Here is a 22,647-nt window from a genome sequence, read left to right as displayed (position 1 = left end):
AGGAAGCTGGTTTTATATTGCAACTACATTTGATGGATGTGAGCGCGCTCATGGCTAAACGTACAAGCATGGAAAACGCCGAATGCCCGGTTGCCCGTTCCCTGGATGCCATTGGTGATTGGTGGTCGTTGCTGATCGTGCGCGATGCATTTGACGGCATGCGCCGGTTCGGGGAGTTTCAGCGCAGTTTGGGCATGGCCAAGAATATTTTGTCTGTGCGGCTGCGCACCCTGGTGGCCCACGGCATTTTCGACCTGGTGCCGGCATCGGACGGCAGTGCGTATCAGGAATATGTGCTGACCGAGAAAGGCAAAGGCCTGTTCCCGTTGATCATCGGACTGCGCCAATGGGGCGAAGCGTTTTTCTATGAGGCAGGGGAGGCGCACTCGCGGGTTGTTGACCGAGAGAACGGCCGACCGGTGCAGACGCTGGAATTACGCGCCGAGGATGGGCGCTTGCTGGGACCTGAGGATTGCGTGCGGATCGCCGCCGAGTGAAGCATGGCTGCATGCCGTGCATGCAGCCATCGAACGTGATCAACGCAAGGTATTGATCATGTCAGCCACGGTGGTCAGCACATCCTTGGCCAACTGCTTCGAGCGCTTGCCAGACCAGCCAGTCAGCGCATTCGGCGCATCATTGTTGTCCTTGAAGGGCATTTCGAGGGTCAGCGACAGGCAGTCGAATTTCTCGCCGACGGCATTGCACGCCAGGGTCATGTTGGCTTTGCCCGGTTCGTCGCGGGTGTAGCCGTGCTTGGTCTGGAAGTCCTTGGTCAGGTGCTTCAGATGACTGCGGAAATGCTCTTCGAGTTTTTCGATCCGTGGCGTGTACCCCGGGTTACCTTCGCAACCGGCGGTGAACACGTAGGGGATTTCTTCATCGCCATGGACGTCGAGGAACAGGTCCACGCCGTATTTTTCCATCTGCTGCTGAGCGAACAGCACTTCCGGGCTGACTTCCTGGCTGGCGCTCTGCCAGGCGCGGTTCAGGTCCTGGCCCATGGCGTTGGTGCGCAGGTGACCGTGGAAAGCGCCGTCCGGATTCATGTTCGGAACCAGGTACAGATCGGCACTGGCCAGTAGTTTGTTCAATACCGGATCGTCGTGTTTTTCGAGACGTTCGATCACGCCTTCCATGAACCACTCGGCCATGTGTTCGCCGGGGTGTTGCTGGGCGATGATCCAGACCTTGCGCTGACCTTCGGCGCCCGTGCCTTTACGCAGCAGCTGGATGTCCCGACCTTCGACACTTTTGCCGGTGGCCAGCAGTTCGGTGCCGGCCTTGGTCAGCGCTTGCTCGATCAACCAGTCATGGCGACCGCGGCTGTAGGGTTCGAAGTAAGCAAACCAGGCATGGGTGGCGGTGGCTTCAAGGCTGAAGCGCAGGCAGTCACCTTCGAAAATGGTCGGCACCCGGAACCAGTTGACGTGGTCGTAGGACGCCACCGCCTGATAACCATCCCAGGCTTTGTTGTAGGAGGACTTGCTGGCATTGTTCAGACGAAACCAGTGTTCCTGACCGACGTGCAGACCGCTGGCCTTGAAGTGGAACCACTGAAAGTGCTGGCTGCGGGTGTCTGGCTTGATGGCCAGCAGGGCTTGCAACGGATTGCTGATGTCCAGCACTTCAATGTTGCCACTGTCGAAGTCGGCACTGATGTCGAAAGAGGATTTAGCCACGGTCATAGTCGATTCCTGAATATGATTTTATGGCTGCTACTTTACACGCTGGGAAGGGAAAAACAGGGGGAAATTCTGGGCTGAAGCGGGGGGCGTCCTCCTTGACGCCGACGCAGCTTAGAGACTGTGTGATTGATTCTCAAGCGCTATTTTTTATTAGTTTGGGCCAATGATGCCGGGCTTCTCTTGCTAACGAATATTCTTTTGATATCATCCGCGCCATTCGAATTTGCAGCACTAAAGACTTCATTAGCCTGAAGGTAAAGCCAGATTAACTGGCAAAAAAAAGACCCGGCAAAAAGCCGGGTCAAAAACCGTGATTAGCCTGATGAGGAGATAGTCCAGGAGACCGACCTAAGGTTACTTGGACAATCGACTGATCTCGCGATCAGTTGCATGCAATAATAATCATTCTCGTTTGCAAGTCAAATGCTTTTATCTGCGCGATTGGAAAAATCTTTCCCGTCCTCCTCGCAAGCACCCGTGTGTCACCCGTTCTGATCGCCCTCCAGGGATCGATCCACCATCGCCCTGGCCATGTCGATCATGTGCACCGCCGAAAACGCCAGGTCCCGACTTGCGCCCTGCAAATTGCTGGCTGACTCGTACGCGATGGCGGCGGCACAACGTAGCAAATCCGTGGCATGGACCAGCGCCTCTTCGCCACTGATGTTGCGGTTTACGTCAAAGAAACGTTCTTCGACCGCTTCCTCTGAAACAGCTGGTTTCAAGTAATAGTCCAGCGCTCGTTGCGCGGCGGCAGAGCCTTTTGGCGAGGTGAGGGACGTGTCGATTTGCATGTCAGGCAGGTCGTTGCAGGGGATGGACATGGCGATGGCAAACTCCGTGATAGATTCAGATCCGTGAACCCATCCTAGTACGTACTGTATTTATGACGAGAGATTAAATACTACAATTTGTGTTTTGACGGCCGGAGGCGCCCACGTATCGTGCCGCACATGGATAAATGGATTGAATTGGTCAAGGCCAAGATGAGTGAACTCAAAGTCACTCAAGACGAACTCGCAGATCGCCTCGGGATGTCCCAGGGCGGCGTCGGCCACTGGCTAAACAAACGCCGCGACCCCGGCGTCGTCAACATGAACCGTGTGTTGAAGGCGCTGGGCATGGACTTTCTCGAAGTGGCGCTGGTGATCCGCGAACCACTCATCCTGGAAGAGGAGGAGTTGCCTCTGGCGCTAAAGTACAACCCGTACTTCCGCTACCCGGTCAGTGACTGGAAGGAGCCGGCGCAGCTGCGCGATGGTGAGCTGACGGTGTATCGCAAGGAGGAACGCTTCGAGCTGACCGACTACCACGCCCAGGGCCCGGCCTTCTGGCTGAGTGTGGTGGGCGATGCGATGACCGCGCCCACGGGAATCAGCATCGCCGAGGGCATGATGATCCTGGTGGACCCGGCCATTGTGCCGGAGCCCGGAAAGCTGGTGATCGCCCAGTGGCCGGACAGCGCCGAGGCGACTTTTCGCAAACTGATAGAAGAGGGCGGGCAGCGTTACCTGGTCCCGCTCAATCCGACCTATCCGAAAGCCCTTTACACCAAAGAGTGCCGAATTATCGGCGTGGTGGTTCAGGCGACAGCCAGGTTCTAATCAGATCGGTCCCCGCAAGGCGTAGGACCGATCTTCATTTCATGCTTCTTCAAACTCGACCAACGCACTGCCTTCACTGACCATCTCGCCTTCCTGGCAATACAGCGCCTTGATCACCCCGGCGTGTGGCGCACGAATGCTGTGCTCCATCTTCATCGCCTCCAGCACCACCAATTGCGCTCCGGCTTCGACCGTTTGCCCGGCTTCCACCAATACCCGCACGATGCTGCCATTCATGGGGGCGGTCAGCCCGCCGTGATGGCTATGACTGGCTTCGACGGCACTGATCGGGTCGTAGGACTCGATGCGGCGCAATTCACCTTCCCATTGCAGATACACAACGTCGCCATGGCGGATTGCCCGATGCTGGCGGCGCAGGCCATTGTGCTCGGTCAGCAGTTGCTCACCCTTGAGTTGAGCGGTGTGGGCATCAGTGTCGCCCAACGTCAGTGCACGATCCTGGCCTTCACAACTCAAATGCAGGGTGATTTCTGTCGGCAGTCCGGCACGGAAACCATTGCTGTTGGCCCAAGGTGAAACCGGGTCATCGGCTCGTGGAGAACTCGGCTGACTTTGGGCAAACGCCTGAGCGGCGGCTTGCCAGAAATCGTCACTGAGGTCCGAGGCGACTGGCAGCAGTTCTTCCTGATAACGCGGAATGAACCCGGTATCCAGTTCGGCCGCAGCAAACGCCGGATGGCCGACGATCCGGCGCAGGAAGTTGATGTTGGTCTTGAGACCGCCAATGGCAAACTCATCGAGCATGCTCAGCAGCCGCAGTCGCGCCTGTTCACGATCCTCGCCCCAGGCAATCAGTTTGCCGAGCATCGGGTCGTAGAACGGCGAGATCTCGTCGCCTTCTTCTACGCCACTGTCCACCCGTCGTCCCGGACCTTGCGCGGATTCGCGATACAGCTCCAGTCGACCGGTCGCCGGCAGGAAATCATTGCCCGGGTCTTCGGCATACAACCGCACTTCGATGGCATGGCCGATCAGCGGAACCTGATCTTGAGTCATCGGCAGCGCTTCGCCGCGGGCCACACGAATCTGCCAGGCCACCAGGTCGAGGCCGGTGATGGCTTCGGTGACCGGGTGTTCGACTTGTAGACGGGTGTTCATCTCCATAAAGAAGAACTCCCCGCGCGAATCCAAAAGAAACTCCACGGTGCCGGCGCCGACATAACCGATGGCTTGCGCCGAACGCACGGCGGCTTCGCCCATGGCGCGACGCAGTTCCGGGCTCAAGCCTGGAGCAGGTGCTTCTTCAACGACTTTTTGGTGTCGACGCTGGATCGAGCAATCACGTTCGTTGAGGTACAGGCAGTTGCCGTGCTGGTCGGCGAAAACCTGGATTTCCACGTGGCGCGGTTTGAGCAGGTACTTCTCCACCAGCATCCGCGAGTCGCCGAACGAGGATTTCGCTTCACGTTGGGCTGAGGCCAAAGCTTCGGCCAACTGGCTGACATCCTCGACCACTTTCATACCCTTGCCGCCACCGCCCGCGGTGGCCTTGAGCAGCACCGGATAACCAATGCGTTCGCAGGCGTCGCGGAAGGTGTCGAGGTCCTGAGCTTCGCCGTGATAACCGGGCACCAGCGGCACGCCGGCCGTCTCCATCAAGGCTTTGGCCGCAGATTTGCTGCCCATCGCATCGATGGCCGAGGCGGGCGGGCCGAGGAAAATCAGGCCAGCTTCTTCGATAGCACGGGCGAACCCGGCGTTCTCGGAAAGGAAGCCATAACCCGGATGAATCGCCTGAGCGCCGCTGGCCTTGGCGGCGGCTATCAGTTTGTCGATTTGCAGGTAGCTGTCGGCGGCTTTGCTGCCACCGAGGTCGACGCGGATATCCGCTTCGCGGCTGTGTCGGGCTTCACGGTCAGTGGCGCTATGAACGGCCACAGTGGTCAGGCCCAGGGCTTTGGCGGTGCGCATCACCCGGCAAGCGATTTCGCCGCGGTTGGCCACCAGCAGGGTGGTGAGAACAGGTGCGCTCATCAACGCGGCTCCTTGGTGGTGGTTTCGGCTTGCCAGCTCGGCGGACGTTTTTGCAGAAAGGCCCGCAAGCCTTCCTGACCTTCGGGGCTGACGCGGATGCGGGCGATGGCGTTTTCGGTGTAGCGGCGTAGCGCCGGGGTCAGCGCGCCGTGGCCGACTTCGCGCAGCAAGTCCTTGCTGGCGCGCATGGCGGCCGGGCTGTTGAGCAACAGGTTGTCGATCCACTGTTCGACTTTCTGTTCCAGCTCAGCGATCGGATAGCTCTCCGACAACAAACCGATTTCCCGTGCCCGTTGTCCGCCGAAACGCTCGGCGGTCAGCGCGTAGCGACGTGCTGCGCGTTCGCCGATGGCTTGCACCACGAACGGACTGATCACCGCCGGGGCCAGGCCGATGCGCACTTCCGACAGGCAGAACTGCGCGTCATCGGCGCCAATTGCCATGTCGCAGCAACTGATCAGGCCCAGCGCACCACCGAATGCAGCGCCTTGCACCACCGCCAGCGTCGGGACCTTCAGCTTGGCGAGGTTGTACATCAACTCCGCCAGTTCCCGGGCGTCGTCGAGGTTGGTGTGGTAATCGAGTTCGGCCGATTGCTGCATCCAGGCCAGATCCGCGCCGGCACTGAAATGCTTGCCGCGTCCGCGCACCAGCAGAAACCGCAGGCTGGTGTCGCTCGACACTTTGTCCAGCGCGAGGATCAGTTCGCGGATCATTTCGGCGTTGAACGCGTTGTTCTTTTCTTCACGGCTGAGCCACAGGGTGGCAAAGCCACGCGGGTCGCTCAGCAGTTCAAGGGTGTTGAAGTCGCTCATGATTTTCTCCCGATCACATCCGGAACACGCCGAAGCGGCTCTGTTCGACAGGCGCATTCAGCGATGCCGACAAGGCCAGGGCCAATACATCGCGGGTTTGCGCCGGGTCGATGACACCGTCGTCCCACAACCGGGCGCTGGAGTAGTAGGGATGACCCTGTTCTTCGTACTGGTCGAGGATCGGTTGCTTGATCTCGGCTTCCTGCTCAGCGCTGAAACCATGGCCACTGCGTTCGGCCTGTTCGCGTTTCACCTGCACCAAAACACCCGCCGCCTGCTCGGCGCCCATCACGCCGATGCGTGCGTTCGGCCACATCCACAGGAAACGTGGATCGTAAGCCCGCCCACACATGCCGTAGTTACCGGCACCGAAACTGCCGCCGATGATCACGGTAAATTTCGGCACCTTGGCGCACGCCACGGCGGTCACCAGTTTGGCGCCGTGCTTGGCGATGCCGCCGGCCTCGTACTTCTGGCCGACCATGAAACCGGTGATGTTTTGCAGGAACAGCAGCGGAATGCCGCGCTGGCAGGCCAGTTCGATAAAGTGCGCGCCTTTCTGCGCGGCTTCGGCGAACAGAATGCCGTTGTTGGCGAGGATCGCGATCGGGTAACCGTGCAGGTGGGCAAAGCCGCACACCAGGGTCGTCCCGAACAGCGCTTTGAATTCGTCGAACACCGACCCGTCGACCAGCCGCGAGATGACTTCGCGCACGTCGAACGGCTGCTTGGCGTCCGCCGACACCACGCCGTACAACTCGTCGCTGGCGTAGAGCGGGGCGATGGGCGTGCGCTGTTGCAGTTCACCGAGTTTGCGCCAGTTGAGGTTGGCAATGCTGCGTCGCGCAATGGCCAAGGCGTGTTCGTCGCTCTCGGCGTAATGGTCGGCTACCCCGGAAATCTTGCAATGCACATCGGCCCCGCCGAGGTCTTCGGCGCTGACCACTTCACCGGTCGCAGCTTTTACCAGCGGTGGCCCAGCGAGGAAAATCGTCGCTTGTTCACGCACCATGATTGCTTCGTCGGCCATGGCCGGCACGTACGCGCCACCGGCGGTGCAGGAACCCATGACCACCGCGATTTGCGGGATGCCCATGGCGCTCATGTTGGCCTGGTTGAAGAAGATCCGTCCGAAGTGCTCACGGTCCGGGAACACTTCATCCTGACGTGGCAGGTTGGCGCCGCCCGAGTCCACCAGGTAGATGCACGGCAAGCGATTCTGCTGGGCGATGGTTTGGGCGCGCAGGTGTTTTTTCACGGTCAGCGGGTAATACGAGCCACCTTTTACGGTGGCATCGTTGGCGACGATCATGCATTCGACGCCTTCCACACGGCCGATCCCGGCAATCACGCCAGCGGCTGGAACGTCTTCGCCATACACCTCGTAGGCTGCCAATTGGCTGATCTCGAGAAACGGCGAGCCCGGATCGAGCAGGCGATTGATCCGTTCACGAGGCAGCAGTTTGCCCCGCGAGGTGTGGCGCTCTTGCGCCTTCGGGCCGCCACCTTGCTGCACTTTAGCGAGCAGGGTGTGCAGGGCGTCGACCTGTTTGAGCATCGCCGCGCTGTTGGCCGCGAACTCCGCCGAACGGGGGTTGAGCTGGGTATGCAGGATAGCCATGGACAGCTCCGTTTAGCGGGTTTCGTTGAACAGTTCGCGACCGATCAGCATGCGACGGATCTCACTGGTGCCGGCACCGATTTCGTACAGCTTGGCGTCACGCAACAGACGACCGGCCGGGAATTCGTTGATGTAGCCATTGCCACCGAGAATCTGGATCGCGTCGAGGGCCATTTGTGTGGCGCGTTCGGCGCTGTAAAGGATCACCCCGGCGGCATCCTTGCGGGTGGTTTCGCCGCGTTCGCAGGCTTGCGCTACCGCATAGAGGTAGGCGCGGCTGGCGTTGAGTTGGGTGTACATGTCGGCGACCTTGCCCTGGATCAGCTGGAACTCGCCGATGCTTTGGCCGAACTGCTTGCGGTCGTGGATGTACGGCACGATCAGGTCCATGCAGGCCTGCATGATCCCGGTCGGGCCGCCGGACAGGACAACGCGCTCGTAATCGAGACCGCTCATCAGCACTTTCACGCCATCGTTGAGCACGCCGAGAATGTTTTCTTCCGGCACTTCGACGTCGTCGAAGAACAGCTCGCAGGTGTTGGAACCGCGCATGCCGAGCTTGTCGAATTTGTTGCTGCGGCTGAAGCCTTTGGAATCACGCTCTACGATGAACGCGGTGATGCCGTGGGGACCTTTTTCCAGGTCGGTCTTGGCGTAGATCACATAGGTGTTGGCGTCAGGGCCGTTGGTGATCCAGGTCTTGCTGCCGTTGAGGACGTAGTGATCGCCGCGTTTGTCGGCGCGCAGTTTCATCGACACCACGTCGGAACCGGCATTCGGTTCGCTCATGGCCAGGGCGCCGATGTGTTCGCCGCTGATCAGCTTCGGCAGGTATTTGGTTTTCTGTTCGTGATTGCCGTTGCGGTTGATCTGGTTGACGCAGAGGTTGGAGTGCGCGCCGTAGGACAGGGCAACCGAGGCCGAGCCACGGCTGATTTCTTCCATCGCCACTACGTGGGCCAGGTAACCAAGGCCGGCACCGCCGTACTCTTCCGGCACGGTAATGCCCAGCAGGCCCATGTCGCCAAATTTACGCCACAGGTCGGCAGGGAACAGGTTGTCGATGTCGATCTGAGCGGCGCGTGGAGCGATCTCTTTGGCGACGAAGGACTGAACCTGATCGCGCAGCATGTCGATGGTTTCACCGAGGGCAAAGTTCAGGGATGGGTAGCTCATGGGTCACCTTTTGGCTTTTTTGTAGGGTAGGGAGGGCCGTGATTTGGTTCTCACCTTTACGTTAACGTAAGCCTGGGACGAATGGCTGTCAATCACCCTTTACGTTAACGTCAACTTGAGCGAGAGTAGAGCCAGTTCATAGTAGGTGAGCCAACCCACAGGGGGGCCGCCGTAACACCCACTAATAAAGACAATAGGGGTCGTCATGGATCAACCCAGTGCAAGCCCGCAGCACAGTTATACCCGTGGTTCCCAGGACAAAGCCTTGCTGGCGATGACCATCGGCGAGAAGTTCGATCAGACCGTCGCGAAGTATCCGACCGGGGAGGCGCTGGTCGTTCGTCATCAACAGTTGCGTTACACCTGGCAGCAACTGGCCGAAGCCGTAGACCTGCATGCCAAAGCGCTGTTGGCGCTGGGTTTGCAGGCCGGTGACCGTCTCGGCATTTGGGCGCCGAACTGCGCCCAGTGGTGTATCAGCCAGTTCGCCAGCGCGAAAATTGGCGTGATTCTGGTCAATATCAACCCGGCCTACCGCAGCTCCGAACTCGAATACGTGTTGAAGCAATCCGGTTGCCAATGGCTGGTCTGCGCCGGAGCCTTCAAAACCTCCGACTATCACGGAATGCTGCAAGGCCTCGTTCCCGAGCTGGCTGAGCACTCCATCGGAAAGTTGCAGAGCGAACGACTGCCGGAACTGCGCGGTGTCATCAGCCTTGATACTCAGCCGCCCTCGGGTTTCCTGCCGTGGTCGCAATTGACCGAGCTTGCGGGAAGCGTGTCGGCCGAGCAACTGAGCGAACGTCAACACAGCCTGCATTTCGATCAGGCGGTGAACATCCAGTACACCTCCGGCACCACTGGTTTCCCCAAGGGCGCGACCCTCAGTCACTACAACATTCTGAACAACGGTTACATGGTCGGCGAAAGCCTCGGCCTGACCGCGAGTGATCGTCTGGTCATCCCGGTGCCGCTGTATCACTGTTTCGGCATGGTCATGGGCAACCTCGGCTGCATGACCCATGGCAGCACCATGATTTACCCCAACGATGCGTTTGATCCGCTGCAGACCCTGACCACCGTCGCCGAAGAAAAGGCCACCGCGCTCTACGGCGTGCCAACCATGTTCATCGCCATGCTCGATCAGCCCAAACGCGCTGAATTCGATCTGTCGAGCCTGCGCACCGGGATCATGGCCGGGGCGACCTGCCCGATCGAAGTGATGCGTCGGGTCATCAGTGAAATGCACATGAGCGAAGTGCAGATTGCCTACGGCATGACGGAAACAAGTCCAGTGTCGTTGCAGACCGGTCCGTCAGACGAACTGGAGTTGCGCGTCACCACCGTCGGCCGCACCCAGCCACAACTGGAAAGCAAAATCATCGACGAGGCGGGCAACCTGGTGCCACGCGGCACTATCGGCGAACTGTGCACCCGCGGCTACAGCGTGATGCTCGGTTATTGGAACAACCCGCAAGGCACCGCCGAGGCCATCGATCAGGCCGGCTGGATGCACACCGGTGATCTGGCGAGCATGAACGACGAAGGCTACGTATGCATTGCCGGGCGTAACAAAGACATGATCATCCGCGGCGGTGAGAATATTTACCCGCGGGAGCTGGAAGAGTTCTTCTTTACCCATCCGGCGGTGGCGGATGTGCAAGTGATCGGGATTCCGTGCTCGCGGTATGGCGAAGAGATTGTCGCGTGGATCAAGTTCCATCCGGGCCACAGCGCTACCGAGCAGGAGCTGCAAACGTGGTGCAAGGAACGCATCGCGCACTTCAAGACACCGCGTTACTTTAAGTTCGTTGATGAGTTTCCGATGACGGTGACGGGGAAGATCCAGAAGTTCCGGATGCGCGAGATCAGTATCGAGGAGTTGAAGGCCAATAACATTTGACGAAAATCCCATGTGGGAGCGAGATCGCTTCCACATGGGGTGGCGCTGCAAATTACAAACGCCAGAAAGCACAAAGGGGAGCCGAAGCTCCCCTTTAATTTTTTCGTTGCGCGTGCTCTTTTTTTATTATTGAGGGGCGGTCTGTTGTTGTTTTTGGAAACCGTGGCCCTTTACCGCTGTTTTTGTCGATCCCCATCCGGGATCAAGAGCAAACGTATTTTTTTGAGCGCTGATCTACTTTTTCGCTAAGCGATCCAACCAGTTCGGGAGCTACCTGAAGGTAGTTTTATTGTTCTCTGCCCGGTTGCGGGTTACTCCGAAAAGCACCCTGAAAAGCACATCCTCTCCAAAAAAATCTGTTAGCTGCGTCTCTGCCGTGTTGTTTTTGTTATGTCAGAGTCGTTACGTCTTATTTTTATTAGGTTTGCCGCTTTTTTTGTTCTTGTTATGCAGTAGAGATAGCAGAAGGCGTGCCAACTTTTAAAATGTCTTTAAAATCAACGTATTAAGTTTTTGTCGGGTTTTTCGTTCAGTCAAAACCCGACAATTTGTTTCCGTGTTACTCGCTTGCGCCCCACGTTTCAGACGCAGCGGTAACACCCGGACACATCCGCGCACTCACTGAGCGCTACGAGCCTTGGCCACGCGCGAACCGGTCGGTCGCCCCAGCACTGTGCAAATCTGCTGACCGGCCAGAATCAAGGCGTCCAGGTCGATACCGGTCTCGATACCCAGGCCATTGAGCAGGTAAACCACGTCTTCGGTAGCGACGTTACCGCTGGCGCCCTTGGCGTACGGGCAGCCACCGAGGCCGGCGATGGAACTGTCGAACACCGAGATGCCTTCCAGCAGGCTGGCGTAGATGTTGGCCATGGCCTGGCCATAAGTGTCGTGGAAGTGCCCGGCCAGTTTTTCACGTGGCACGTCGGCCGACACCACCTCGAACATCTTGCGGGTCGCGCCAGCGGTGCCGGTGCCGATGGTGTCGCCCAGGGAGACTTCATAGCAGCCCATCGCGTAGAGTTCTCGGGCGACTCGAGCGACTTGTTCCGGTGAGACGTTACCTTCGTAAGGGCAGCCCAGCACACAAGACACGTAACCGCGCACGCTGACACCGTGTTGCCTGGCGGCGTCCATGATCGGCACGAAACGCTCCAGGCTTTCGCTGATCGAGCAATTGATGTTGCGCTGGGAAAACGATTCCGACGCGGCGGCGAACACCGCGACTTCCTTGACCCCGGCCGCGATGGCGTCTTCAAACCCGCGCATATTCGGTGCAAGCGCACCATAGGTCACGCCCGGTTTGCGCTGGATCTGCGCGAAGACGTCGGCGGAACCGGCCATTTGCGGAACCCATTTGGGCGACACAAAACTGCCGACTTCTATATAGCCAAGGCCGGCGGCGGTCAGCGCGTCGACCAGTTGCACCTTGTCCGCAACACTGATGGGTTGGGCTTCGTTTTGCAGACCGTCGCGCGGGCCGACTTCGACCAGGCGTACGTGAGTGGGTAGGGACATGGCAATGGACCTGTGCTGATTGTCTGAATGTTCAAATACCCCTGTAGGAGTGAGCCTGCTCGCGATGGCGGACTTGCATTCAACATTGATGCTGCCTGACAGTCCGCTATCGCGAGCAGGCTCACTCCTACAGGGGATTGTGTTGATTTACTGGGCGACCTTCTGGTTCTGGATGGTCTGCTCCAGCGCCTGGGTGCAACGTTCCTGCGCGGTGTCCAGCTCGAGTTTCATCTGCTCGATGTCGAGCATTTGCTGCTCGAGCTGTTCACGACGTTCGGCGATTTTGGTCAGCATGGTTTGCAGCTGTTTCTGATTGCCGCCGGTGGGATCGTAGAGTTCGATCAACTCGCGGCATTCGGCCAGGGAGAAACCAATGCGCTTGCCCCGCAAGATCAGCTTCAGGCTGACCTTGTCACGGGGCGAGTAGATGCGTTCCTGGCCGCGTCGCTCAGGGCTGAGCAGGCCTTGCTCTTCATAAAAGCGAATGGCCCGGGTGGTGATGTCGAGCTCGCGGGCGAGGTCGGAAATGCTATAGGTCTGGCTGCTCATGGTAGCGCTCGAAAAAGGTCATGGCGCTAAGCTAATGGCAGGTTGACGTTTACGTCAAGCATCGCGCCCTGATCCTTCGACTATCAGGTGTTTCCTACACCTTATCGAGCTTCTTCTCATGTGCCGTCACCTGCTGGCACAACTCGATCATCTGCTCGCGCATCCAGCGGTTGGCCGGGTCCTGGTCGGTGCTTTCGTGCCAGTAGAGGTGGGTTTCCACCGGCGGCACATCGTTGACCGGCAGGTTCACCGAGTACAGGTCATGGCGACGGGCAAAGCGTTCCGGCACGGTCATCACCATGTCGGTCTGCTGCAACACTTGGGATGCCATCAAGTAATGCTGGGATCGCAAGGCGATCTTGCGCTGGATGCCCATCTTGCCCAGAGCCAGGTCGACATGGCCCAGACCGCTACGGCGGCTGGAGATGTGGATGTGGGTCAGCGACAGGTAATCATCGAGGGTGAATTTCTCTTTACCCGCCAGCGGATGGCCCTTGCGCATGGCGCACACATAACGGTCTTCCATCAACTTGACGTGGCGCACTTGCGGGTCAGTGTTGAGCGGCGCATCGACCGCGAAATCAAGACGCCCGGCCGCCAGCTCCTTGGTGGTTTCCCGGCGCTTGGACAGAAAGCTTTCAATGATCACCGTCGGCGCCAGGCGCCGCAGGCGCTGGAACAGTGGCGGCAGGATCACCGCTTCGGTGAGGTCCGTCATGCTGATGCGGTAAGTCTTGACCGCCTGCAATGGGTTGAAAATACGGCTTTCCTGCACCGACACCCGCAGCAGCGAGAGGGCGTTACGCACCGGCCCGATTATGTTCTGCGCCATGGGCGTCGGGACCATGCCCTGAGCGGTGCGCACGAACAACGGGTCATTGAAGGTCTCGCGCAGACGGGCCAGCGCGTTCGAGACCGCCGGTTGAGTAATGCCGACAATCTGCCCGGCGCGGGTCAGGTTGGCTTCGGTGTAGATCGCGTCGAAGACGATGAAAAGGTTGAGGTCGACCTTGCTCAGATTCATTGCGCTGCACTCTTATTGTTGGGCTCTCGATCAGCCGATCATATATCGGTGATGAATGTTAATACACGCCGAGAATAGGCTAGGTAAATTTTCGTAGCTGTTCTAGCATCGATTGCATGACCTGAACAACTCATCAAAACCCTCCGTTAAAAGGTAGAGCTGCCCATGGATTTCGCTTATTCGCCCAAGGTGCAAGAACTGCGTGAGCGCGTGACCGCGTTCATGGACACCTACGTTTATCCCGCTGAAGCGGTGTTTGAGCGCCAGGTCGCCGAGGGCGATCGCTGGCAGCCGACCGCAATCATGGAGGAGCTCAAACTCAAGGCCAAGGCTGAAGGTTTGTGGAATTTGTTTCTGCCTGAGTCCGAACTCGGCGCCGGCCTGACCAACCTCGAATACGCGCCATTGGCCGAAATCATGGGCCGTTCGCTGCTGGGCCCTGAGCCGTTCAACTGCTCTGCGCCAGACACCGGCAACATGGAAGTGCTGGTGCGCTACGCCAATGAAGAACAGAAACAACGCTGGCTCGAACCGCTGCTGCGCGGCGAAATCCGCTCGGCGTTCGCCATGACCGAACCGGACGTGGCCTCTTCCGACGCCACCAACATGGCCGCCCGCGCCGTGCGTGATGGCGATGAGTGGGTGATTAACGGCAAAAAATGGTGGACCTCAGGCGCTTGCGATCCACGTTGCAAGATCCTGATCTTCATGGGCCTGAGCGATCCTGACGCGCCGCGTCATGCGCAGCACTCGATGATTCTGGTACCGGTGGATGCCCCTGGCGTGAAGATCGTTCGTCCGCTGCCAGTGTTCGGTTACGACGACGCACCACACGGCCACGCCGAAGTGCTGTTCGAAAACGTCCGCGTACCGTACGAAAACGTCCTGTTGGGCGAAGGACGCGGTTTTGAAATCGCTCAGGGTCGCCTTGGCCCGGGTCGGATTCACCACTGCATGCGTTCAATCGGCATGGCCGAACGTGCATTGGAACTGATGTGCAAACGGGCGGTAACCCGTACTGCGTTCGGTAAACCTTTGGCACGTCTGGGCGGCAACATCGACAAGATCGCCGACTCGCGGATGGAAATCGACATGGCGCGTCTGCTGACATTGAAAGCGGCGTACATGATGGACACCGTTGGCAACAAGATTGCGAAGAGCGAAATCGCTCAGATCAAGGTTGTCGCACCGAACGTGGCCTTACGGGTGATCGACCGGGCGATCCAGATCCATGGCGGGGCAGGGGTTTCCAACGATTTCCCGCTGGCCTACATGTATGCGATGCAACGCACCTTGCGCCTGGCCGACGGCCCGGACGAAGTGCACCGCGCAGCGATCGGCAAGTTCGAGATCGGCAAGTACGTGCCTAAAGAGATGATGCGCAGCAGTCACTAAGACCGCGACGCTTGTATCGCGGGCCTGACCCAGGCCCGCGATAGCGTTGAGGCTGCATTAATCAACAGACGGCAACCCGTAGAACGCTCGCGCGCACGCCGTGCTGTGGGCCGCCAGATCTTCCTCGCTCTCCCCGCGATGCAACGCCACTTCCCGCAACACTTCGGTCAGATACGCCGGTTCGTTGCGACCATTCTTCGGCTTGGGTCGCAGACTGCGCGGCAACAGATACGGCGCATCGCTCTCCAGCATTAACCGTCCCTGCTTGATCTCTTTCACCAGTGGATGCAGGTGCGTGCCCCGGCGCTCGTCACAAATCCAGCCGGTGATGCCGATGTGCAAATCCAGATCGAGGTAACTGAACAGCGCCTTCTTTTCGCCCGTGAAGCAATGCACCACGGCGGCCGGCAATTGATCACGGTAATCACGAAGGATTTCCAGCAAGCGCTGGCTGGCATCGCGCTCGTGGAGGAACACCGGCAATTGCAGCTCGACCGCCAACTCCAAGTGCTTTTCCAGGACTTTTTCCTGCTGCGGGCGCGGTGAGAAATCACGATTGAAATCCAGCCCGCATTCACCCACCGCCACGACGTTCGGCTCCTTGAGCAAACTGCGCAGACGCTGGGCGCTGTCGGCGTTCCAGTCGCTGGCGCTGTGGGGATGAAGGCCGGCGGTGGCGAACAGCCGTTGAGCCGTTTCGTCCAGTTGCCGGCACAGTTCCAGCGCCTGCTCGCTGCCCTCGACACTGGTGCCGGTGAGCACCAATTGGCAGACCCCGGCAGCGTAGGCGCGGTCGAGTACAGCCTGGTGTTTGTCGGCAAAACTGGGGTTGGTCAGGTTGACGCCGATATCGATGAGTTGCATGGTGCTACCTCGGACCAAAGGCCGGAAAGCATATCAGAGCTGTAGATTTATAAGAAAAGCCAAGAACTACAACGAGTTAAAGCTGTCTTTTGATGCCGCGAGACAGGTCAGGGTGGCTTAGGTGCCATCACTGTGCCAGTCTTCCGCACTTTGCCAGCGCTCAAGGCGCTCTGTTTCTGTCGTTCGATTTCATGAAAATTCTTGAGATCGGCCCAGTATTCTTTCTGGAGAGTGGATGACACGTCCCTCGGTTTTGCTACTGCTGTGTTGTTCGTTGCTGCTGCCGATGCCGGCGGTTGCACGTCTGGCCGGGCCGCTGCAAGCCGTGCCTTCGACCAAAGCGCGCGACCTGGCGGAAATCCGCAGCAGTCGTGTACTGCGGGTGTTGGTCAACCAGAGCCGCAACAGCTCCGGCGAAGTTCAGGGCCAGGCCATCGGTGTCGAATACCATCGCTTGCGTGCCTTCGAGCAGTACCTCAACGGTCACGCCCGTGACGGTCAGGAAATTACCCTGAAGATCATTCCCAAGGCCAAGGATCAACTGATCGGCGCTTTGCAGCGTGGCGAGGGTGATCTGGTCGCGCCGGGCGAACTGCTGGACCTGCAACCGGGTCACGCAGTCAGCACCAGTGAACCGATTGCCAGCAACATCCCGTTGATATTGGTCGGGATCAAAGGCGAGCGACGTTATACCCGTCTCGAACAACTCTCCGGCAAAACCCTGGCGTTGCCCACCGGCAGTGCGGCCGGGGACGCGGTCAGTCAGATCAATCAAAAGCTCGCGCTGCTGAAACTGCCGCCGGTGACCATCGAGTGGGTCGATCCCAGTCTGGCGGTCGAGGATGTGCTGGAAATGGTCCAGGGCGGAATCTTTCACCTGACGATCGTCGAACAACCCATTGCCGAGCGCTGGGGCAAGATTCTGCCAAAGTTGCGTTTCGATCGGCAGGTGCTCATCAGTGAACCGGGCGAAGAATTCTGGTTCGTGCGCCGCGACGCCTCAATGTTGCGCGCGAGCATTGATCGCTTCCTGACCGGTTACAAGCAACCATCGGATCAGGATGCCGCGTTCCTGCGGATCTATCGACGCCTGTACCAAGTGCACTATCCATTGGCGAAGGCTGATCGCCAGCGCCTCGAGAAACTTCGCCCGGTGCTGCAGAAACACGCTGAAGCCCAAGGCATGGACTGGTTGAATCTGGCGGCCCTGGCGTTCAAGGAATCGGCCCTGCAACCCAATGCCCGCAGTGGCAGCGGCCCTACCGGTTTGATGCAGATCACCCCGTCCGCCGCCCAGCGAGTGGGGGTCGACAACATTCAGAATCTCGACGCCAATGTGCAGGCCGGGGCGAAGTACCTGGCGATGATTCGCCGCAAGTTCTTTGCCAGCCCCAAACTCAACGAGCGCGAGCGCATGGCGTTCGTGCTGGCGGCCTACAACATAGGGCCGGAGCGGGTTCAGGGCATGCGTGCCGAAGCTCGTCGGCGCGGTTTGAATCCCAATCAGTGGTTTTTCCAGGTCGAACGCATCGCCATGGAGCAGGTGGGAATGGGCGCCGTCAGCTATGTTAATAGCGTGAACAAGTATTACCTGGCGTTCGATCGGGAGCGGGAGTCGTTGGAGCCCCAGGGGCAGAAAGTTGCCTCACGGAAATAATCGAATAAACTGATTGTTATGGCGGATTAATTGCGCTTTTAACATGAGCTTTACTGATTAATATAGCGGCCAACCAACACACACTGACAACGGATGACACAGCATGAGCACACTGATCAACAAGGTACTGTTTACCCGCGCTGGCTACGGCCTGACTGTCTTGCGGATTTTCGTCGGCATCATCTTCGCTGCCCACGGCTCGCAGAAACTTTTCGGGGCGTTCGGTGGTTACGGCCTGGCGGGCACCGCGCAGTACATGGAAAGCATCGGCCTGGCACCGGGCTATCTGATGGCGACGCTGGCGGGCGGTACCGAGTTCTTCGCCGGTCTGGCCTTGATCATTGGCCTGCTGGTTCGCCCGGCAGCGCTGGGCCTGGCCTTCCTCTCGCTGGTGGCAATCTTCTCGGTGCACCTGCCTAACGGGTTGTTCATGGCCAACAACGGTTATGAATTCGCCCTGGCCCTGCTCGGTGGCAGCATCGCGGTGCTGATCGAAGGCGCCGGCAAGCTCTCGGCTGACCGCGCTATCGCCGGCTGACCGCTCTGGCTCAATAAAAAGGCTCGCATTGCGCGGGCCTTTTTTGTTCTCGTCATTCTTGACACTGTCCGGTCGGCTTCTCTAGGATGCTGTCCATGCGCCGATTTAAACAGCTACTTGCGGGGCGCCAGGTGACTCATTCAGTTGCCGATAGAAGCTTGAAACAGGCTTCGAAATACCGCTAAAGCGCTGGTTCGGTGTTGCCTCTCACCTGCCATGCAGACTTTTGAGGCAGAGACACGACACAATGAATGCACTAAGCCCTGTTATACGCCCCGCGCCGATCACGGCGCATCTCACCCAGCGCAATCCAAAAATCCTGCTTGGCGGCAAACATCAGCCGACACTTTTGCGTTATCTCGATGGCTGGCCACGTCGCACCGGTGGGCCTGCAGCCTTCCTGATCCAGTTTGTCGAAGAGGGTGAGTCGCTGGCTCGATTTGCCAGCGACAGTTTCGATCTGGCGGTGATTCAATCGCCCAGCCTCGAGGACGCCCCCGAAGTGATCAAGCAATTGACTCGCGTTGCCCGACAGGGGCTGATCACCCGCCGTTGAGGCTTGGAGCGCTGCGGCTCAGAGATACTCGATCGCCACGATATACACGCACTGCTCACCGGTTGGTGTCTGGACCCGAACCTCGGCGTCCAGCGCTTTGCCGATCAAGGCGCGCGCCAACGGCGAATCGATGCTGATCAGACCCAGTTTCAAATCCAGTTCATCCGGCCCGACGATGCGATAGCGCGACTCTTTGCCGTCTTCGTCCTCAATCGTGACCCAGGCGCCAAAATAGACCTTGTTTGGATCGCTCGGTTTTTCGCTGACGACTTTGAGCGCTTCCAGGCGCTTGGTGAGAAAACGCACGCGACTGTCGATCTCGCGCAGCATCTTTTTGCCATAGGTGTATTCGGCGTTTTCCGAGCGATCGCCCTGAGCCGCGGCCTCGCTGACTGACTGTGTCACCTGCGGCCGCCGAACATGCCAGAGCTCATGAAACTCGGCCCGCATCCGCGCTTCACCTTCGGGGGTGATCAGCGCGGTGCCAGCGGTGCGGGGAGGGCGATAACGGCTCATGGCAACTTCTTGTGGTGGAGAGAGGTTGAGTCTATCAACCCTCGCGCAAGACTGTCAGTGGGCTGGCGTTCAGCGCGCGACGTGTGCCGAACACGCCGGCCCCCCCGATCAACACTGCGCCGATCAGCGGCAATACCAGCAACCACGGATGCGGGTGCCACGGCAGGTCGAAGGCGTAGCGGTAGAGCACCAGACTCACCAGTTCCGAACCCAGCGCTGCCAGCAATCCGCTGACCGCCCCAAGCAAACCGAACTCGATCCGCCGGGCCTTGACCAGCAATTGCCGCTCGGCCCCCAGCGCTCGCAACAAGGCGCCTTGGCGAATGCGTTCATCGAGCGTCGCTTGCAAGCCTGAAAACAACACCGCCATCCCCGCCGCCAACACGAACAACAGCACGTATTCCACCGCCAGGGTGACTTGGGCGAGGATGCTGCGCAGCTGTTCGAGCAAGGCTTCGACTTGCAAGATGGTCACCGCCGGGAACGCCCGGGACAGATCCACGATCTGCTGATCATGACCGGCCGCCAGATAAAAACTGGTCAGGTAGGTCGCCGGCAGATCCTTCAGTGTGCCGGGCTGGAAGATCATGAAGAAGTTAGGCTGGAAGTTGTCCCAGTTGATCTCCCGCAGGCTGGTGACTTTCGCTTCGCGATTGACGCCGCCCACGGTAAACACCATGTGATCGCCGAGCTTGAGCTTCAGGCTTTCGGCGACTTTGCCTTCCACCGATACGCCGGGTATTTCGTCCGGCGTCTGTTCGGCCCACCAGTTGCCCGCCGTGAGCTTGTTGCCCGCCGGCAAATCCGCCGCCCAGGTCAGGCTCAGGTCGCGCTGGATCGCTCGATCACCGGCCGAATCCTTGCTGACGATTTCCTGCACCGGCTCGCCGTTGACGCTGATCAGCCGTCCCGGTACCACCGGGTACAGCGGCGCCGATTGCGCCGACAGTTTGATCAGGTGATCGATGAACGCTTGTTTGTCCGCCGGCAGAATGTTCAGCGCGAAATAGTTGGGCGCGTTTTTCGGCAGCTGGTTCTGCCAGGTGTCCAGCAACTCGCCGCGCAGCAATGCGATCAGCGCCATGGACAGCAGAATCAAACCGAACGCCAGGGCTTGCCCTGCGGCCGCCAGCGGATGACGCAGCAGTTGGCCCAGCCCGAGGCGCCATGGCAAAGAGGCACGTGCCAGCATTCGACGCAGGCTCTTCAGAAGCAGCAACAGCAAGCCACCAAGCACCAATGCTGCGATCACCCCTCCACCGAGCAGGGCGAAGGTCAATACCAGGTCCAGGCTCAGGCGCCACATGATCAGCCCGAGGGCGCCCAATGCCGCGCCGTAGACCATCCAGGTGCTGGATGGAATCGGCAGCATGTCCCGGCGCAGTACCCGCAATGGCGGTACCCGACCCAGTGCCGCCAGTGGCGGCAAGGCAAAACCGGCCAGCGCCACCAATCCGGTGCCGATCCCGGCGATGGCAGGAAACAGACCGCCCGGTGGAACGTCGGTCGGTAATAAATCATGCAGCAGCGCGAACAGTCCCAGCTGCGCGAACCAGCCGATAAGGGCGCCGCTGATACTGGCGAGCAATCCGAGCACCGTCAGTTGCAAACTGAACAGCACCATGGTTTCCCGCCGCGATAATCCCAGACAACGCAGCAATGCACTGGCATCGAATCGGCGGGTGGCGAAGCGCGTCGCTGACAGCGCCACCGCCACACCCGACAGCAGAACCGCCACCAGACTGGCCATGTTCAAGTAACGCTCGGCCTTGCCCAAGGCGCCGCCGATCTGTCGGTTGCCATCGCGGGCATCCTGCAAACGTTGGTTGGCGGCCAGGCCGGGTTTGATCAATTGACGATAGGTTTCCAGCGCCTCGGCTTTACCGCGCCAGAGTTCGCGGTAACTGACCCGGCTGCCGGGTTGCACCACGCCGGTCGCGGCGAGGTCGCTGAGGTTGATCAGCACTCGCGGCGTCAGGCTGTAGAAATTGCCGGCGCGGTCCGGTTCGTAAGTCAGTACTCGCGCCAGTTTGAGGGTTCGCATGCCGACGTCGATGCTGTCGCCGATCTTCAAGTCCAGCGCAGTCAACAGTCGCGCTTCGACCCAGGCTTCACCGGGTTTCGGCCCGCCACCGGGTTCTTCCGGGGCGAAGGGCGCCGGGGCACTTTTCAGTTCACCACGCAGTGGGTAGACGTCGTCGGCAGCCTTGATGCTGGACAACTGAATGCCATTGTCAGTAGCGATGACGCTGGAGAATTCCACCACTTGAGCGTGTTCGAGGCCCAGCTCCGTGCCGCTTTTGATCTGTTCGGCCCGCGCGGGAGAGCTGCCTTCAAGCAGCAAGTCGGCACCGAGAAACTCGGTGGCGCGCAGCATCATGGCGCCGTTCAGGCGAGCGCCAAAGTAACCGATGGCGGTACTCGCCGCCACGGCCACCAGCAAGGCAAAGAACAACACGCGCAACTCACCGGCGCGGGCGTCGCGCATGAGTTGACGGAAGGCAAGACTGAACAGGCGCAACAGTGGCAGGCGTGCCATCAAGGCTCCAGAGGGGCGACCAACAGGCCGGCTTCAAGGCGGATCAGGCGTCGGCAGCGATGTGCCAGGCGTTCGTCGTGGGTGACCAGCACCAGGGTTGTGCCGCGTTCCTGGTTGAGTTCGAACAGCAGATCGCTGATGCGCTCGCCGGTGTGGCTGTCGAGGTTGCCGGTGGGTTCATCGGCGAACAGCACATCGGGTTCGGCGGCAAACGCACGGGCAATCGCCACGCGCTGCTGTTCGCCACCCGAAAGCTGGCGTGGTGAATGGGTCAGCCGCTGGCCCAGGCCGACCCGTTGCAGCAACTCAGTGGCGCGTTCGCGGGCGTCTTTGCGGCCATCGAGTTCCAGCGGCAGCATGACGTTTTCCAGGGCGTTGAGACTGTCGAGCAACTGAAAGGACTGAAACACAAAACCGACGTGCTCGGCGCGGATGCGGGCGCGCTGGTCTTCATCGAGATTGCTCAGGGCTTGCCCGGCGAGGGTGACGTCGCCGCTGCTCGGCAGGTCGAGGCCGGCGAGCAGGCCGAGGAGGGTGGACTTGCCGGAACCGGAGGCGCCAACGATGGCCAGGCTGTCGCCCTTGTTCAGTTCCAGGCTGAGTTCGTGCAGGATAGTCAGTTCACCTTCCGCGCTGGGAACCACTTTGCTGAGGTTCTTCGCGGTGAGAATGCTTGCGCCCATGGAGAG

General features: G+C 59.5%; 20 protein-coding genes. 7 read left to right on the top strand and 13 right to left on the bottom strand.

What is annotated here, in order from left to right; genetic code table 11:
- Positions 1–50: 50 nt before the first annotated feature.
- Positions 51–497: a winged helix-turn-helix transcriptional regulator gene (locus ABH912_RS10615; RefSeq protein ID WP_429510603.1), complete on the top strand. Its 447-nt coding sequence runs from the start codon at positions 51–53 to the stop codon at positions 495–497.
- Between the two features lie 39 nt (positions 498–536).
- On the opposite strand, the gene ABH912_RS10610 is transcribed toward ABH912_RS10615, so the two are convergent.
- Positions 537–1,688 (bottom strand): M14 family metallopeptidase, encoded by a 1,152-nt coding sequence (locus tag ABH912_RS10610; RefSeq protein WP_429510602.1) that lies wholly within the window; start codon positions 1,686–1,688, stop codon positions 537–539.
- 482 nt (positions 1,689–2,170) lie between these two features.
- On the bottom strand, positions 2,171–2,512 hold the full coding sequence (locus tag ABH912_RS10605; RefSeq protein ID WP_033057228.1) for a DUF6124 family protein: 342 nt from the start codon (positions 2,510–2,512) through the stop codon (positions 2,171–2,173).
- A gap of 129 nt (positions 2,513–2,641) precedes the next feature.
- Between ABH912_RS10605 and ABH912_RS10600 the strand changes: the two genes are divergently transcribed.
- Complete coding sequence (locus tag ABH912_RS10600; protein WP_429510601.1) at positions 2,642–3,292, top strand: LexA family protein; 651 nt, start codon at positions 2,642–2,644, stop codon at positions 3,290–3,292.
- A gap of 39 nt (positions 3,293–3,331) precedes the next feature.
- Here the strand turns inward: ABH912_RS10600 and ABH912_RS10595 are convergent, their stop codons facing one another.
- From ABH912_RS10595 to ABH912_RS10580, 4 genes are read right to left on the bottom strand one after another with little or no spacing between them, the layout of a single operon-like run.
- Positions 3,332–5,287, bottom strand: coding sequence for an acetyl/propionyl/methylcrotonyl-CoA carboxylase subunit alpha (locus tag ABH912_RS10595; protein ID WP_429510600.1), 1,956 nt, complete (start codon positions 5,285–5,287; stop codon positions 3,332–3,334).
- A complete protein-coding gene (locus ABH912_RS10590) occupies positions 5,287–6,102 on the bottom strand; it encodes a gamma-carboxygeranoyl-CoA hydratase (RefSeq protein ID WP_033057223.1) in 816 nt (271 codons plus the stop codon). The genes ABH912_RS10595 and ABH912_RS10590 overlap by 1 nt, the downstream gene beginning before the upstream one ends.
- Positions 6,103–6,115: 13 nt before the next feature.
- A complete protein-coding gene (locus ABH912_RS10585; RefSeq protein ID WP_429510599.1) occupies positions 6,116–7,723 on the bottom strand; it encodes a carboxyl transferase domain-containing protein in 1,608 nt (535 codons plus the stop codon).
- A gap of 12 nt (positions 7,724–7,735) precedes the next feature.
- The gene (locus ABH912_RS10580) at positions 7,736–8,899 is read right to left on the bottom strand and encodes an isovaleryl-CoA dehydrogenase (protein WP_429510598.1); all 1,164 of its coding nucleotides are present in this window, start codon (positions 8,897–8,899) and stop codon (positions 7,736–7,738) included.
- 205 nt (positions 8,900–9,104) lie between these two features.
- On the opposite strand from ABH912_RS10580, the gene ABH912_RS10575 reads away from it, so the two are divergent.
- Positions 9,105–10,802 (top strand): AMP-binding protein, encoded by a 1,698-nt coding sequence (locus ABH912_RS10575; RefSeq protein ID WP_429510597.1) that lies wholly within the window; start codon positions 9,105–9,107, stop codon positions 10,800–10,802.
- 618 nt (positions 10,803–11,420) lie between these two features.
- Here ABH912_RS10575 and ABH912_RS10570 read toward each other — a convergent pair.
- The 3 genes from ABH912_RS10570 to ABH912_RS10560 all read right to left on the bottom strand — a co-directional run bounded on the left by ABH912_RS10570 (position 11,421) and on the right by ABH912_RS10560 (position 13,893).
- Positions 11,421–12,320: a hydroxymethylglutaryl-CoA lyase gene (locus tag ABH912_RS10570; RefSeq protein ID WP_429510596.1), complete on the bottom strand. Its 900-nt coding sequence runs from the start codon at positions 12,318–12,320 to the stop codon at positions 11,421–11,423.
- Between the two features lie 147 nt (positions 12,321–12,467).
- On the bottom strand, positions 12,468–12,869 hold the full coding sequence (locus tag ABH912_RS10565) for a MerR family transcriptional regulator (protein ID WP_033057215.1): 402 nt from the start codon (positions 12,867–12,869) through the stop codon (positions 12,468–12,470).
- Between the two features lie 94 nt (positions 12,870–12,963).
- Complete coding sequence (locus tag ABH912_RS10560) at positions 12,964–13,893, bottom strand: LysR family transcriptional regulator (protein ID WP_008148497.1); 930 nt, start codon at positions 13,891–13,893, stop codon at positions 12,964–12,966.
- A gap of 165 nt (positions 13,894–14,058) precedes the next feature.
- Here ABH912_RS10560 and ABH912_RS10555 point away from each other — a divergent pair, with 165 nt between their 5' ends.
- Positions 14,059–15,288, top strand: coding sequence for an acyl-CoA dehydrogenase (locus ABH912_RS10555; protein WP_033057213.1), 1,230 nt, complete (start codon positions 14,059–14,061; stop codon positions 15,286–15,288).
- 57 nt (positions 15,289–15,345) lie between these two features.
- Here ABH912_RS10555 and ABH912_RS10550 read toward each other — a convergent pair whose 3' ends face one another.
- Positions 15,346–16,152: a TatD family hydrolase gene (locus ABH912_RS10550; RefSeq protein ID WP_033057211.1), complete on the bottom strand. Its 807-nt coding sequence runs from the start codon at positions 16,150–16,152 to the stop codon at positions 15,346–15,348.
- A 235-nt stretch (positions 16,153–16,387) separates the two neighbouring features.
- Here ABH912_RS10550 and ABH912_RS10545 point away from each other — a divergent pair, with 235 nt between their 5' ends.
- The 3 genes from ABH912_RS10545 to ABH912_RS10535 all read left to right on the top strand — a co-directional run bounded on the left by ABH912_RS10545 (position 16,388) and on the right by ABH912_RS10535 (position 18,903).
- On the top strand, positions 16,388–17,809 hold the full coding sequence (locus ABH912_RS10545; RefSeq protein ID WP_429510595.1) for a transglycosylase SLT domain-containing protein: 1,422 nt from the start codon (positions 16,388–16,390) through the stop codon (positions 17,807–17,809).
- A gap of 103 nt (positions 17,810–17,912) precedes the next feature.
- The gene (locus ABH912_RS10540) at positions 17,913–18,347 is read left to right on the top strand and encodes a DoxX family protein (protein ID WP_033057209.1); all 435 of its coding nucleotides are present in this window, start codon (positions 17,913–17,915) and stop codon (positions 18,345–18,347) included.
- A 247-nt stretch (positions 18,348–18,594) separates the two neighbouring features.
- On the top strand, positions 18,595–18,903 hold the full coding sequence (locus ABH912_RS10535) for a hypothetical protein (protein ID WP_046056997.1): 309 nt from the start codon (positions 18,595–18,597) through the stop codon (positions 18,901–18,903).
- Between the two features lie 18 nt (positions 18,904–18,921).
- Here ABH912_RS10535 and greB read toward each other — a convergent pair whose 3' ends face one another.
- The 3 genes from greB to ABH912_RS10520 are packed head-to-tail and all read right to left on the bottom strand — an operon-like array spanning position 18,922 to position 22,641.
- Entirely contained in the window at positions 18,922–19,419 is a 498-nt protein-coding gene (greB, locus tag ABH912_RS10530) for a transcription elongation factor GreB (protein ID WP_033057207.1), read from the bottom strand.
- 34 nt (positions 19,420–19,453) lie between these two features.
- Positions 19,454–21,958 carry an ABC transporter permease gene (locus ABH912_RS10525; protein ID WP_429510594.1) on the bottom strand — a complete coding sequence of 835 codons (2,505 nt, stop codon included), beginning with the start codon at positions 21,956–21,958 and terminating at the stop codon, positions 19,454–19,456.
- Positions 21,958–22,641 (bottom strand): ABC transporter ATP-binding protein, encoded by a 684-nt coding sequence (locus ABH912_RS10520; protein WP_033057202.1) that lies wholly within the window; start codon positions 22,639–22,641, stop codon positions 21,958–21,960. The genes ABH912_RS10525 and ABH912_RS10520 overlap by 1 nt, the downstream gene beginning before the upstream one ends.
- Between the last annotated feature and the right edge of the window lie 6 nt (positions 22,642–22,647).

This window comes from Pseudomonas sp. BT76 TE3572, assembly GCF_050435365.1.
Taxonomy (GTDB): domain Bacteria; phylum Pseudomonadota; class Gammaproteobacteria; order Pseudomonadales; family Pseudomonadaceae; genus Aquipseudomonas; species Aquipseudomonas fluorescens_W.
Note: the sequence above shows the minus strand (reverse complement) of the source record. Positions and strands in the feature narration are given on the sequence as shown.